Origin of the sequence: Yinghuangia sp. YIM S09857, from assembly GCF_051388915.1 — a bacterium.
In the GTDB taxonomy this organism is placed as follows: Bacteria; Actinomycetota; Actinomycetes; order Streptomycetales; family Streptomycetaceae; genus Yinghuangia.
Genome location: NZ_JBPKBH010000003.1, coordinates 507,576 through 520,198, shown reverse-complemented (window position 1 = coordinate 520,198; position 12,623 = coordinate 507,576). Strand labels below are relative to the sequence as shown.

Annotated in this window: 12 protein-coding genes; 5 read left to right on the top strand and 7 right to left on the bottom strand. The window is 71.1% G+C overall.

The window, feature by feature from the left end; translation table 11 throughout:
• From ACRX5S_RS08380 to ACRX5S_RS08370, 3 genes are all read right to left on the bottom strand, one after another.
• On the bottom strand, positions 1-1,128 hold a 1,128-nt coding region (locus tag ACRX5S_RS08380; protein WP_436772141.1), incomplete at its 3' end, for an MMPL family transporter.
• Between the two features lie 305 nt (positions 1,129-1,433).
• Positions 1,434-2,078, bottom strand: coding sequence for a LuxR C-terminal-related transcriptional regulator (locus tag ACRX5S_RS08375; RefSeq protein WP_436772140.1), 645 nt, complete (start codon positions 2,076-2,078; stop codon positions 1,434-1,436).
• Complete coding sequence (locus ACRX5S_RS08370; protein WP_436772139.1) at positions 2,042-3,331, bottom strand: sensor histidine kinase; 1,290 nt, start codon at positions 3,329-3,331, stop codon at positions 2,042-2,044. Before ACRX5S_RS08370 ends, ACRX5S_RS08375 begins: the two co-directional genes overlap by 37 nt.
• A gap of 489 nt (positions 3,332-3,820) precedes the next feature.
• Between ACRX5S_RS08370 and ACRX5S_RS08365 the strand changes: the two genes are divergently transcribed.
• From ACRX5S_RS08365 to trxA, 3 genes are all read left to right on the top strand, one after another.
• A complete protein-coding gene (locus ACRX5S_RS08365; protein WP_436772138.1) occupies positions 3,821-4,585 on the top strand; it encodes an SDR family NAD(P)-dependent oxidoreductase in 765 nt (254 codons plus the stop codon).
• Positions 4,586-4,698: 113 nt separating this feature from the next.
• Positions 4,699-5,145 (top strand): MerR family transcriptional regulator, encoded by a 447-nt coding sequence (locus ACRX5S_RS08360; RefSeq protein ID WP_436772137.1) that lies wholly within the window; start codon positions 4,699-4,701, stop codon positions 5,143-5,145.
• Positions 5,142-5,462: a thioredoxin gene (gene trxA / locus ACRX5S_RS08355; protein ID WP_436772136.1), complete on the top strand. Its 321-nt coding sequence runs from the start codon at positions 5,142-5,144 to the stop codon at positions 5,460-5,462. Before ACRX5S_RS08360 ends, trxA begins: the two co-directional genes overlap by 4 nt.
• A gap of 99 nt (positions 5,463-5,561) precedes the next feature.
• Here trxA and ACRX5S_RS08350 read toward each other — a convergent pair whose 3' ends face one another.
• Positions 5,562-5,969 (bottom strand): GNAT family N-acetyltransferase, encoded by a 408-nt coding sequence (locus tag ACRX5S_RS08350; RefSeq protein ID WP_436772243.1) that lies wholly within the window; start codon positions 5,967-5,969, stop codon positions 5,562-5,564.
• A gap of 326 nt (positions 5,970-6,295) precedes the next feature.
• Between ACRX5S_RS08350 and ACRX5S_RS08345 the strand changes: the two genes are divergently transcribed.
• Positions 6,296-6,460 carry a hypothetical protein gene (locus tag ACRX5S_RS08345; RefSeq protein WP_436772135.1) on the top strand — a complete coding sequence of 55 codons (165 nt, stop codon included), beginning with the start codon at positions 6,296-6,298 and terminating at the stop codon, positions 6,458-6,460.
• 22 nt (positions 6,461-6,482) lie between these two features.
• On the opposite strand, the gene dnaB is transcribed toward ACRX5S_RS08345, so the two are convergent.
• Entirely contained in the window at positions 6,483-7,850 is a 1,368-nt protein-coding gene (gene dnaB / locus ACRX5S_RS08340; RefSeq protein ID WP_436772134.1) for a replicative DNA helicase, read from the bottom strand.
• Between the two features lie 439 nt (positions 7,851-8,289).
• Here dnaB and ACRX5S_RS08335 point away from each other — a divergent pair, with 439 nt between their 5' ends.
• Complete coding sequence (locus ACRX5S_RS08335) at positions 8,290-9,666, top strand: MATE family efflux transporter (RefSeq protein WP_436772133.1); 1,377 nt, start codon at positions 8,290-8,292, stop codon at positions 9,664-9,666.
• Positions 9,667-9,747: 81 nt separating this feature from the next.
• On the opposite strand, the gene ACRX5S_RS08330 is transcribed toward ACRX5S_RS08335, so the two are convergent.
• Positions 9,748-12,051 (bottom strand): heavy metal translocating P-type ATPase, encoded by a 2,304-nt coding sequence (locus ACRX5S_RS08330; RefSeq protein WP_436772242.1) that lies wholly within the window; start codon positions 12,049-12,051, stop codon positions 9,748-9,750.
• Between the two features lie 170 nt (positions 12,052-12,221).
• Positions 12,222-12,446, bottom strand: coding sequence for a heavy-metal-associated domain-containing protein (locus ACRX5S_RS08325; protein WP_436772132.1), 225 nt, complete (start codon positions 12,444-12,446; stop codon positions 12,222-12,224).
• Positions 12,447-12,623 lie beyond the last annotated feature (177 nt).

Here is a 12,623-nt window from a genome sequence, read left to right as displayed (position 1 = left end):
CCCCCGGCCGACCAGCTTGCCCATGCGCTGGAACGTCGTGCCCTCGGGCTGCTTCTGCCAGGACTTGCTGGGCCAGAACACCTTGGGGCCGAGCAGCGAGACGACCGCCGGGACCAGCGTCAGACCCGCGATCGCCATGACGATGACCGCGATGGCCAGGCCGGGGCCCATCGACCGGAAGCTGCCGAGGGTGGCCAACAGCATCGCGCCGAACGCGATGACCACCGCGCCCGCGGCCGAGGCGATGGCCTCGCCGACGCGCTCGACGGCCACGATCATGGCCTGCTTCTTGTCGTCGCCCGCGCGCAGCCGCTCCCGATAGCGGAACAGCAGGAAGAGGATGTAGTCGGTGCCGATGCCGAACAGCACCACGATCAGGATCGTCTGCAAGGACTGCTCGACCTCGAAGCCGAACGCCTTGCCGGCCAGCGCGATCACCGCCGGGGCCACCACCGCGACCAGGCCGACCACCACGATCGGCATCAGCGCGGCCACCGGGCTGCGGTAGATGATCAGCAGCAGCACCAGGATCAGCACGATCGTCACGATGCCGACGATCGCCTCGGCCTTCTTGAAGGCGTCCTCGTTGTCGAGGTTCATCGCGGGGCCGCCGGTGTAGCCGACCTTGAGGTCGGTGCCGTTCATCAGCGGCTCGGTCGCCTCGCGCAGGTGCTTGACGGCGTCGTTGACCTCGGTGTCCTGCGCGGTGCCCTTCATCGTGGCGTTCGCCAGCATGATCTTCTGGTTGTCGGAGAGCTGACCCGGTTCCACCGAGGTGACCGCGCCGACCTCCGCCTCGCCGCCCGGCGGCACCGGCTCGACCTGGCTCTTCGCGAGCTCGGCGACGATGCCCTTGACGGCCTCCTGGTCGTCCGGGGTGAAGGCGCCGCCGTCCGCCCGCTTGAAGACCAGCAGCGCGCTCTGGTCCTTGGACTGCGGGAACTGCTGCTCGGCGAGCTCGTCCGCCTGGACCGACTCGTACTTGCCGGGCAGGAAGCTCGCCGTGTCCTGATTGGTGATGTCGGAGAGCTTCGGCGCGAACGCCACCAGGGCGACCGCGGCCACCAGCCAGACCCCGATGACCTTCCAGGGATTGTGGACGACGAGCCTTCCGAGTCGTCCGAACATGCTGTCTCCTTCACGCTGCGGTCCCGCGGGCACGGAGATGCGGGCACGCGGATGGGCAGCATTGAACGTAGGCAGCAATGTGGGCCCTACACAATCTGAAAAGGCGCAGGTCAGCCAAGTTCCGCCCGCTGTAGGAGCGCCCCGCACGCCGCGCGCAGAAGCGCACTCGCGGCGCTACTCCGACGGGAGTAGTCAAAGGTCGTCCCGGCGAAGGAACGTCGTTTTGCGACCGCGCCGCCGGTCACGCGCCCGGGTACGCCGTCGTCCGGGCGGTCACGCGCTCGGGCGCTCCGCCGTCCGGCCGGTCACGCACCCAGGTACGCGAGGACCGCGAGCACCCGCCGGTTGTCGTCGTCGGACGCCATGATGCCGAGCTTCCCGAAGATGCTCGTGGTGTGCTTGCTGACCGCGCCCTCCGACACGAACAACTGCTTCGCGATCGCGGCGTTCGAACGGCCCTCGGCCATCAGCTCCAGCACCTCGCGCTCGCGCTGCGTGAGCTGGCCCAGCGGGGTGGTCTCCGCGCTGCGGGTCAGCAGCTTCGCGATCACTTCGGGGTCCATCGCGGTGCCGCCGCCCGCGACCCGGCGCACCGCCTCGACGAACTGGTCGGTGTCGAACACCCGGTCCTTGAGCAGGTAGCCGACCGCGCCGGAGCCGTCGGCGAGCAACTCCCGGGCGTACAACTGCTCGACGTACTGCGACAGCACCAGCACCGGCAGGCCCGGAACACGGCGACGGGCCTCCAGCGCAGCCTGGAGGCCCTCGTCGGTGAACGTGGGCGGAAGCCGTACGTCCACCACCGCCACATCGGGATTGTTGTCGACCAGCGCCTTCAAAAGCTCCGGTCCGTTGTCCACCGCCGCGACGATCTCGAAACCGTGGGCTTCGAGCAGCCGCACCAGCCCGTCCCTCAGGAGGGCGAGGTCTTCGGCGAGGACAACACGCACGGCAGCTCCATGGTGACCGTCGTCGGGCCGCCCTGGGGGCTCACCAGGGCGAGAGTCCCGTCGAATGTACCGAGCCGGCGCTCGATCCCGCGAAGCCCCGTCCCCTTGTTGAGAGCCGCACCGCCGCGTCCGTCGTCGGTCACCTCGATGCGCAACCGGCCGGCGCGGTACCGCAGATCGATCCACACGTTCTGCGCACCGGCGTGCTTGGCGACGTTCGTCAGCACCTCGCTGACCGCGAAGTACCCGGCCGACTCGACCGGCGCCTCCAGGCGTCCCGCTACGTCCACCGTCACGTCCACGTGCAGCGGGCTCTCCAGAGCGAGGGCGCGCACCGCGTCACCCAGACCGCGGTCGGCGAGGACCGGCGGGTGGATGCCGCGCACCAGGTCGCGCAGCTCGTTGAGGGCCTTGGCGGACGCCTCCCGCGTCTCGGTGAGCAGCGCCCGGGCCGCCGCCGGATTGGTCTCCAGCATCGCCTCGGCGGCACCGAGGTTCATGCCCATCGCGACCAGCCGGGCCTGCGCGCCGTCGTGCAGGTCGCGCTCGATACGGCGCAGCTCGGCTGCGGACGCGTCGACCGCGTCGGTACGGCTCGTCGTGAGCTGGGCCACCCGCAGCCGCATCTCGGCCTTCTGCGTCGGCGCCAGCAGCGAACGGCTGAACACCGCGTGCGCCTTGAGCATGGCCGGGGCGATCGCGAAGCCGATCGCGATGTAGACGAGGCCGAGCAGCACCGCGAGGATCGCGCGGCCGTCGCTGTCCACCTTGAGGAAGGTGTACCAGCCGCTGTCGCCCGCGTCGACCAGCGTCTCCCACAGGAACGGCTGGGTCAGGCCGAACACGCCTTGCGCGATGAAACCGAGCGCCAGGATCGCCAGGAACAGCCCGACGACCCAGTCGGCGATCAGCCACAGCAGGTCACGCCAGGTCGCCGGGTCCGCCAGCAGGTGGCGGCAGCGCTGCACCACACCGGCGAGGCCGCCGGCGTACTCCGGCTCGGGACGGTAGGGACGGGCGATCTCCACCCCGGTCCAGCGCAGCGAACGGCGCCGGGCCAGATCGGCGAGCGACCGCGTGGCGGCGACCAGCACCGGGACCACCAGGAATCCGATGCCGATGACCATCAGCGGCAGGAACGTGACGGTCAGGCAGAACAGCACCAGCCCCGGGATCATCGCCGGAACGAGCGCCAGCCCCCGCAGCGCCGCAATCCCCCCGCGCCGGAAGCCGAAACCGGCCTCTGCACTCATGACTCCTCCTCGGTTCCTGCGGCTCTGCCCCGACCTGCGGGCTCTTCTTCCTACACCAAGAAGTCTGCCGAGCCGGTGCCGCAGGGACATTGCCCCCGGCCCCCGAACGGGGGTGGGTCCAGGCCCACCTCGGGACGGGGGCGCGCCGGGGGATGCGGGGACGTGCGTGCCGGGAACTTCCGCCCCCCGCCCCCCCGCAATCGCGCCCCGAACGTCCGCACTGATGCGCCCTCAACCGGCGGGCGCGCATCCGGAATGTCCGCGCCCTGCGCGTCCGCACGTCCAGGCCCCGGCATGTCCGCAGCCCACATCCCCCGCACGCGCGGCGCGCCTCGTGCCGGATGCGGCGTCCGATTTCCGCTGGTCACGCGAGGTCCGTTTACCGCCAGCGCGACCGACGGCCGTCGCGCAGTCTGGTGGCGGTGACCGAGGCACCGGGCCCATGCCTCGGACACCGTTCCTTCCTCCCGCTTCACGAAAGGCACAGCCATGTCTTCGCGCCTCGACTCCAAGGTCGTCGTCATCACCGGCGGCACCTCCGGCATGGGCCTCGCCGTCGCCCAGCGCCTCGCCTCGGAGGGCGCCGCCGTCGTCCTCGGCGCCCGCCGCAAGGACGTCGGCGAGCAGGCCGCCGCCGACATCCGCGCGACCGGCGGACGCGCGCTCTTCGTCCCCGCCGACGTCACCGTCGAGGAGGACGCCGCCGCCCTGGTCACCGCCGCGGTCGGCGAATTCGGGCGGCTCGACGGCGCGTTCAACAACGCCGGCGGCATCAACGCGTTCGGCCCGGTCCCGACCGTGGACCGCGGCGCCTGGGACGCCGACATCGCGCAGAACCTGACGAGCGTTTTCTACTGCATGAAGCACCAGCTGCCGGCCATCACCGCGTCCGGTGGCGGCGGCTCGATCGTCAACAACGCGTCCAACCTCGGCGTGGTCGGCATGCCGGAGGTGGCGGCGTACGTCGCGGCCAAGCACGCCGTGGTCGGACTCACCCGGGCGACCGCGCTGGAGGTGGCGGAGCAGGGCGTACGCGTCAACGCGATCACCACCGGCGGCGTCGACACCCCGCTGGCCAGGGCCACCATGCTCACCAGCGACGAGGCGCGCGCGCACATCGCGTCGCTGCACCCGGTGAACCGGATCGCCGAGCCCGCCGAGATCGCGTCGTTCGTGGCGTACCTGCTCAGCGACGAGTCGTCCTTCATCACCGGCGCCGCACTGGCCATCGACGGTGGTTTCACGGCGCGCTGAGCCGGACCCGTCCCCGCGGGAATGCCCGCCCGGGCTCCGGCGCTGGCCTTGACGTCGACGTCAAGGTCTAGCGTCGGAGCCGACGACGCGGGAGGACGCGGGGAGGAGCGTGCATGCGCATCGGAGAACTGGCCGAACGGGCGGGCACCACGACCCGCACGCTTCGCTACTACGAGGCGCGCGGACTGCTCCCGGCGCGGCGTACCGTCAACGGCTACCGCGACTACGACGAGGACGACCTGCGGCTGCTGCACCAGATCCGCACGCTGCAAGACTTCGGCTTCGATCTGGAGGACACCCGTCCCTTCGTGGAATGCCTCCAGGCCGGCCATCCCGCGGGCGACTCCTGCCCTGCCTCCCTCGACGTCTACCGCGCCAAGCTCGCCGAACTCGACGCCTGCATCGGGCACATGATGCGGGTACGCGCCGAGGTCGCCGCCCAACTGGCCCGTGCCGAGGTCGAGGCCGCGGCGCGCACGCCGGGCGGACCCGAGCCCAAGTGCGACCTGGCCCCGTGCGACTACGCCGCGCCCGCCCCGCGAAAGGACACCCAGCCGTGAGCACCCTCTCCCCCGTCACCGACGCCACGTTCGCAGACGAGGTCCTGGCGTCCGACACGCCCGTCCTGGTCGACTTCACCGCCGGATGGTGCGGCCCGTGCCGCATGATCGACCCCGTGCTGGGCGACATCGCCGCCGAGGAGTCGCGCTTCCGCATCGTGAGCCTGGACGTGGACGCCAACCCGGAGACGACCGCCGCCTACGGCGTGCTCTCCATGCCCACCCTCATGCTCTTCCGCGCCGGACAGCCGGTGAAGTCGCTGGTCGGCGCCCGCCCCAAGCGCCGCCTCCTCGCCGAGCTCGACGAGGTCCTCTGATCCTCAGCTCTCTTCTCGAAGTCTCCCGTCTCCGAGGGACTCCCGTGGCCCTCCCAGGCCCCCGTGGCTCCCAGGGCTCCCGTGGCTCCCAGGGGTCCCCTACCCCACTCCCGACTCCCCCACCGTGAACCACAGTTCGGGACGCTCCCAGGTGACCTTCGGCGGTTGCGGCGGGAGCGTCGCCGCACGTACCGCGCCCATCCGCACGTAGAACTCCTCCGCGGGCGGATGGGACACCACCCTCACGCGCCCCGCCCCGGCGTCCTGCGCGCGGTGCAGCATGTGGTCCACGAGTCGTCGGCCGACGCCCAGCCCCTGGGCCCGGTCGGCGACGAACATCAGGTCCAGCTCCGGGGGTTCGAGCAGAAGCCCGTAGAACCCGAGCAGCGCCCCGTCACGCTCCTCCTCCGCGAGGTAGACGGGGTTCCGCGCGATGTACTCCGAAGCCACCTCGTATCCGTCGAGGATCGACGCATACTCCCCCTGATACGCACTGAGTCCGTGCATCAGCCCCGTCAGCGCCCCGGCCTCGTCGGGGCGCGCACGGCGGATTCGTACCGGCACTGTTCCTCACAGGGTGTGCAGTCAAGCGTTCACGCGCAAAGGTCCCCTGTAAGCCCCTCCCCCGTCAATGCAGATGTCCTCACCCGCTGACGTCCCCACCTCCGAACCGGGGCAACGCGGTGTGGAACGCCACGAAGTCCCGGCGGGGCGGCCGCTCGGGTCTCGTCAGCGTGGCGTGTCCTCACGGTCCCGACCGACTGCGGCAGGAGCATGAGCTGCTTCGTCCCGGCCCCGGGCCGGCGCAGGTGCCCGCACAGTCGGGATATGACGTGACGGCTTCGCTCTTCGGGGGGACGGTTGGCGCATCGGGTACGGCGTCGTCCCAACCGGACTCGGTCATCTGGATCGGCAAGACGACGTCGCTCCTGGAGGCCGAGCTCGCGCGCCTCGGATACGACTCCGCTTCGCCGCACGGGGTCCGGCCGTGGAGCTGAGACCCTGCACGATGCCCCGGGGTCAGCCCTGTTGCATGTCGACGAAGCGTGAGTAGTGGCCCTGGAACGCCACGGTGATCGTCGCGGTGGGGCCGTTGCGGTGCTTCGCCACGATCAAGTCCGCCTCGCCCGCGCGCGGTGATTCCTTCTCGTAGGCATCCTCACGGTGCAAAAGGATCACCATGTCGGCATCCTGTTCAATTGAGCCACTTTCTCTCAAGTCGGACACCATGGGCTTTTTGTCGGTGCGTTGTTCGGGACCTCGGTTGAGCTGGGAGAGGGCGATGACGGGGACTTCGAGTTCCTTGGCGAGGAGCTTGAGGTTTCGCGACATCTCGGAGACCTCCTGCTGGCGGCTCTCCGCGCGGCGGCTGCCGCCTCCGGTCATGAGCTGGAGGTAGTCGATGACGACGAGGCGAAGGTCGTTGCGCTGCTTGAGGCGTCGGCACTTCGCGCGGATCTCCATCATCGAGAGGTTCGGCGAGTCGTCGATGTAGAGCGGCGCCGCACTGACGTCCGGCATGCGGCGGGCGAGCCGGGTCCAGTCCTCGTCCGTCATGTTGCCTGACCGCATGTGGTGCAGCGCGACCCGCGCCTCGGCGGACAACAGACGCATCGCGATCTCGTTGCGCCCCATTTCGAGGGAGAAGATCACACTGGGCAGATTGTGACGAATTGAGCAGGCTCGGGCGAAATCCAGCGCAAGGGTGCTTTTGCCCATGGCCGGGCGGGCGGCGATGACGATCATTTGGCCGGGGTGGAGACCGTTGGTGAGGGAGTCGAGGTCGGTGAAGCCGGTGGGGACACCGGACATCTGGCCGTTGCGGGAGCCGATGGCCTCGATCTCGTCGAGGGCGCCTTCCATGATGTCGGCGAGGGGGGCGTAGTCCTCGCTGGTGCGCTGTTCGGTGACGGCGTAGACCTCGGCCTGGGCGCCGTTGACGATCTCGTCCACGTCGCCGTCGGCGGCGTAGCCCATCTGGACGATGCGGGTGCCGGCCTCGACGAGGCGGCGGAGGACGGCCTGTTCGCGGACGATGCGGGCGTAGTACTCGGCGTTGGCGGCGGTGGGGACCGAGGAGATGAGCGTGTGCAGGTACGGGGCACCGCCGACGCGGCCGATCTCGCCGCGCTTGGTGAGCTCCGCCGCGACGGTGACGGCGTCGGCCGGTTCGCCGCGGGCGTACAGGTCGAGGACGGCGTTGTAGACCATCTCGTGCGCCGGGCGGTAGAAGTCGATCGGCTTGAGGTTCTCGACGACGTCGGCGATGGCGTCCTTCGAGAGCATCATGCCGCCGAGGACGGACTGCTCCGCGGCGATGTCCTGCGGTGGTGTGCGCTCGAAGCCCTCGCGGGCGGGGGGAGCGTCCTCGTACTCCGAGACACTCATGCCGTGCTTCCTTCCTCGACGTCGGGACACGGCGTGCGCCCGGCCCCCTCGGGGGCGCCTGGTGGTCCTGCTCCTTCATACGGCAACGGGCCGACAAAACGGCCGCACCACGCGTTGTGCAGTCCCTCACCGTAAGGGTGGTCCGGGCCCCGACCAACGTCGTTGTCCACAGGGGGTGTGGATAACTGTGCAAACTCTGTGGACCGAGACCGCCGCGGCTGTGCACAACCTGTGTGCAGAGACTTCGGAAAGCGTTGTCCACAGGTGTGGAAACCGGCGTTGACCTGCGGTTTCTCTATCCACCGCCTGTGCATGTGAAAAACTTCCGGTCCGATGGACCGGCAATCGCCCCGCGTATGTGGACAACCACCGCCCGCAGCGGCAAGTAATGACCATTGATGGATTGTGATCATTACCTGTGGATGACTACCGTGGACAAGTGCGCACCACCGTCGAAAGCGACCCGAGACCCGCCCGCGAGCCGCGGCGCCGTACCGGCCGCGCCCAGGACCGGGAGATCCTGCGGCTGGCCGTGCCGGCGTTCTTCGCGCTGGTCGCGGAGCCGCTGTTCATCCTCGCCGACGCCGCGATCGTCGGTCACCTCGGCACCCCCGAGCTGGCCGGCCTCGGCATCGCGGGCACGGTGCTGACCACGCTGGTCAACCTGTGCGTGTTCCTCGCGTACGCGACGACCGCCGGCGTCGCCCGCCTCGTCGGAGCGGGCGACCGGCGCGGCGCCATCCGCCAGGGCGTGGACGGCGTCTGGCTGGCCGCCCTGATCGGCACCGGGCTGCTGGTCGTCGGGGCGGTGACCGCGCCGTGGATCGTGGACGCCTTCGACGCGTCGGCGACCGCCGCCCCGCACGCCACGACGTACCTGCGCATCAGCAGCCTCGGCATTCCGGCCATGCTGATCGTGCTCGCCGCCACCGGTGTGCTGCGCGGGCTCCAGGACACCCGGACGCCGCTCGTCGTCGCGGTTGCCGGGTTCGGTGCGAACGTCGCACTCAACCTCGGCCTCGTCTACGGCGCCGACCTGGGCATCGCCGGGTCCGCGTGGGGCACGGTGATCGCGCAATGGGCGATGGCCGCGGCGTACCTCGTGGTCGTGGTGCGCGGCGCCCGGCGCCACGACGCCCCGCTCACCCCCGACTTCGCGGGCATACGAGCCTCCGCGGCCGCGGGTGCGCCGCTGTTCGTCCGCACCGTCAGCCTGCGCGCGATCCTGCTGATCGGCGCGGTCGCGGCGACCCGCATGGGCGACACCGAGATCGCGTCGCACCAGGTTGCGTGGCAGATATGGACGTTCCTCGCCTTCGCCCTCGACGCCCTGGCCATCGCCGCACAGGCGATCGTGGGACGCGCGCTCGGCGCGGGCGACGTCGCCGGGGCGCGCGCCGCGACCCGGCGCATGCTCGCGTGGAGCGTGTGGACCGGCGCGGTGTTCGCCGTCGTGATCGTCGCCGCGCGGCCGCTCTACATCCCGCTGTTCACCGGCGACCCGGCGGTACGCGACCTCCTCGGCCTGATCCTGCTCGCCGCGGCCGCGCTCCAGCCGCTCGCCGGACCGGTGTTCGTGCTGGACGGCGTGCTCATAGGCGCGGGCGACGGCCGGTTCCTGGCGCTGATGATGCCCGCCGTGCTGCTCGTGTTCGCCGGTACGGTCGCCGTCGTCCTCGGCCTGGGCGGCGGCCTGGTGGCGCTGTGGTGGTGGGGCATCGGAGCGTTCATGGTGGCCCGTCTCGTCCTGCTCGGCCTGCGCGCACGCGGCGACGCCTGGCTGGTGACCGGCGCCACCGTGCGGAAGTCCGGCTGACGACCGCACGGCACGCAGAAACCGGTCGCCGGGACCGTCCGTGGCGACGCTCCCGGCGACCGGTGTCATGGCCGAGGCCGCTCAGTGCGCGGCCGGAACGGGCTCCCGCCGCTTCGCGGCCGTGGCCGCGCCGCCCGCGCCCACCTCCGGCGCAGTCGACTTGAACCCACGCAAACGCAGCGAGTTGCCGACCACGAAGACCGACGAGAAGGCCATCGCGGCGCCCGCGATCATCGGGTTGAGCAGGCCCGCCACGGCCAGCGGGATCGCGGCGACGTTGTAGGCGAACGCCCAGAACAGGTTCGTCCTGATCGTCCGCAGCGTCGACCGGGACAGCCGGATCGCGTCGACCGCGGCGCCCAGATCCCCGCGCACCAGCGTGAGGTCGGCCGCCTCGATGGCCGCGTCCGTGCCGGTGCCCATCGCGAGCCCCAGGTCCGCGGTGGCCAGCGCCGCCGCGTCGTTGACGCCGTCACCGACCATCGCGACGACGCGTCCCTCGGCCTGCAACGCCTTGACCGCGTCGACCTTGCCCGCCGGGAGCACCCCGGCGACGACCTCGTCGATGCCGACCTGCGCCGCCACGGCCCGCGCGGCCCGCTCGTTGTCGCCGGTCAACAGGACCGGAGTGAGCCCCAGTTCGCGCAGCCCGGCGACCGCCGCCGCCGAGGTGGGCTTGACGGTGTCGGACGTGACGAGCACACCGCGCACCCCGCCGTCCCACGCCACCGCGATCGCGGTACGCCCCGCTCCCTCGGCCTCGTCCAGCGCCGCCGCCAGTTCCTCCGGCAGTGCAAGGCCCCAGTCCGCGAGCAGCGCCGGGCGTCCCGCAACCACCGCGTGGCCCTCGACGACGCCCTCGACACCGAGGCCCTCACGGTTCGCGAAGCCCTCCACCGGCGGCAGCGCCCCGTGCCGTTCGGCCGCCGCCGCGGCGACGGCCTTGGCGATCGGGTGCTCACTCGCGTGCTCCACCGCTCCGGCCAGCCGCAGCAGTTCGTCGGCGTCGCCGCCGTTCACCGGCACGGTCGCGACGAGCGCCATGCGTCCGGTGGTCACCGTGCCGGTCTTGTCGAGCAGCACGGTGTCGACGCGGCGGGTGTTCTCCAGGACCTCCGGCCCCTTGATCAGTACGCCGAGCTGCGCGCCGCGGCCGGTACCGACCAGCAGGGCGACCGGAGTGGCCAGGCCGAGGGCGCACGGGCAGGCGATGACCAGCACGGCGACCGCGGCGGTGAACGCCGCCGTGGCGCCTTCGCCGGTGCCGAGCCAGAACCCGAGCGTGGCCACCGCGAGGGCGATCACGATCGGCACGAACACGCCCGAGATGCGGTCGGCGAGCCGCTGGACGGCGGCCTTGCCGGTCTGCGCGTCGGTGATCAGCCGGGCCATCTGGGCGAGTTGCGTGTCGGCACCGACCTTGGTGGCACGGACGACGAGGCGTCCGCCCGCGTTGATGGTGGCACCCGTGACGCCGTCACCCGGACGCACCTCGACCGGCACCGACTCACCGGTCAGCATGGACGCGTCGACCGCCGACGAGCCCTCGACCACCACACCGTCCGTGGCGATCTTCTCGCCGGGACGCACCACGAACCGGTCGTCGACCGCCAGGCGGTCGACCGGGATCCGCTCCTCGCCGCCGTCCGCGCGCAGCACGGACACCTCGCGCGCGCCCAGTTCGAGCAGCGCCTTCAGCGCGGCGCCCGCCTTGCGCTTGGAGCGGGCCTCGAAGTAGCGGCCGGCCAGGATGAACGCGATGACGCCGGAGGCCGCCTCCAGGTAGATCTCGGCGTGGCCGCCGGACGCCGTGAAGCTGAACTCCATGGTCGTGCCGGGTTCGCCCATACCGCCGATGAACAGCGCGTACAGCGACCAGAAGAAGGCCGCGAGCGTGCCGAGCGAGACCAGGGTGTCCATGGTCGCGGTGCCGTGCCGCAGGTTCTTCGCGGCGGCCTTGTGGAACGGGAAGCCGCCCCACACGACCACCGGCGCGGACAGCGCGAGCACCAGCCACTGCCAGAAGCGGAATTGCAGCGGCGGGATCATCGACAGGGCGATGACCGGGACGGTCAGGAGCACGCTGTACGTCAGCCGCTCGCGCAGCGACCGCAGCTCGGCGTCCTTGCCGTCCCCGTCCTTGTCTTCGGACCCGGCCCCCGCGTCGGCCCCGGAGCCGGACTCGCCGCCGCCCGGCTCCGGGTCGTCTCGCACGGGGGTCGCCGTGTAGCCCGCCGCTTCGACCGCCTTGACCAGGTCGGCCGGGTCGAGCGCGGCGGGGTAGGTGACGGTGGCCTTCTCCAGCGCGAAGTTGACGGTGGCCGCGACGCCGTCCATCTTGTTGAGCTTGCGTTCGATGCGGTTGGCGCACGAGGAGCAGGTCATGCCGCCGAGGTCGAGGTCGATGCGCGCGGCGTTCGTGGCGTCTGCCTGCGGCGGGGTGGTCACTGTTCCTCCTCTGTGGCGCTCAGTACGGTCGTCTGACGGTATGTGATATCCGTACGGGGTAGGGGTACCCGGGAGGCGGGCTCCCGGGCCCCTGGGCGGCCCCGGGGTCACTGGGTGACCTTGGCCCCGTCCTCGGCGGAGTAGCCCGCCTCCGCGACGGCGGCGCGGACCGCGGCGCGGTCGACCTCGCCGTCCGACGACACGGTCAGCAGGCCGCCGGCCAGCTCCACCTGCACGTCCAGGACGCCGGGGACCTCGGACACCTCCTCCTTCACGGACGAGACGCAGTGACCGCAGGTCATGCCGGTTACGGTGAAGGTCGCGGTGCTCATGGCGGTGTCCTTTCGCAAGATGTGCGGGACCAGGCGTACGCCCGATCCCCCGCTGCACACAAACTATACCCCCATGGGGTATCAGGGCAAGCCTGGGCCCTCCCCGGTGTCCAACGAGCGGGACGCGTCCGGGCACGGCCCCGCGCGAAAAAACTGAAGGCCCGCGGCTCCTGTAGG

Coding starts and splice junctions, on each gene's coding strand:
- ACRX5S_RS08325 (WP_436772132.1), bottom strand. CDS start 12,446: ATGAGCACCGCGACCTTCACCGTAACCGGCATGACCTGCGGTCACTGC.
- ACRX5S_RS08350 (WP_436772243.1), bottom strand. CDS start 5,969: ATGCACGGACTCAGTGCGTATCAGGGGGAGTATGCGTCGATCCTCGAC.
- ACRX5S_RS08330 (WP_436772242.1), bottom strand. CDS start 12,051: ATGACCTGCTCCTCGTGCGCCAACCGCATCGAACGCAAGCTCAACAAG.
- ACRX5S_RS08370 (WP_436772139.1), bottom strand. CDS start 3,331: ATGAGTGCAGAGGCCGGTTTCGGCTTCCGGCGCGGGGGGATTGCGGCG.
- dnaB (WP_436772134.1), bottom strand. CDS start 7,850: ATGAGTGTCTCGGAGTACGAGGACGCTCCCCCCGCCCGCGAGGGCTTC.
- ACRX5S_RS08365 (WP_436772138.1), top strand. CDS start 3,821: ATGTCTTCGCGCCTCGACTCCAAGGTCGTCGTCATCACCGGCGGCACC.
- ACRX5S_RS08360 (WP_436772137.1), top strand. CDS start 4,699: ATGCGCATCGGAGAACTGGCCGAACGGGCGGGCACCACGACCCGCACG.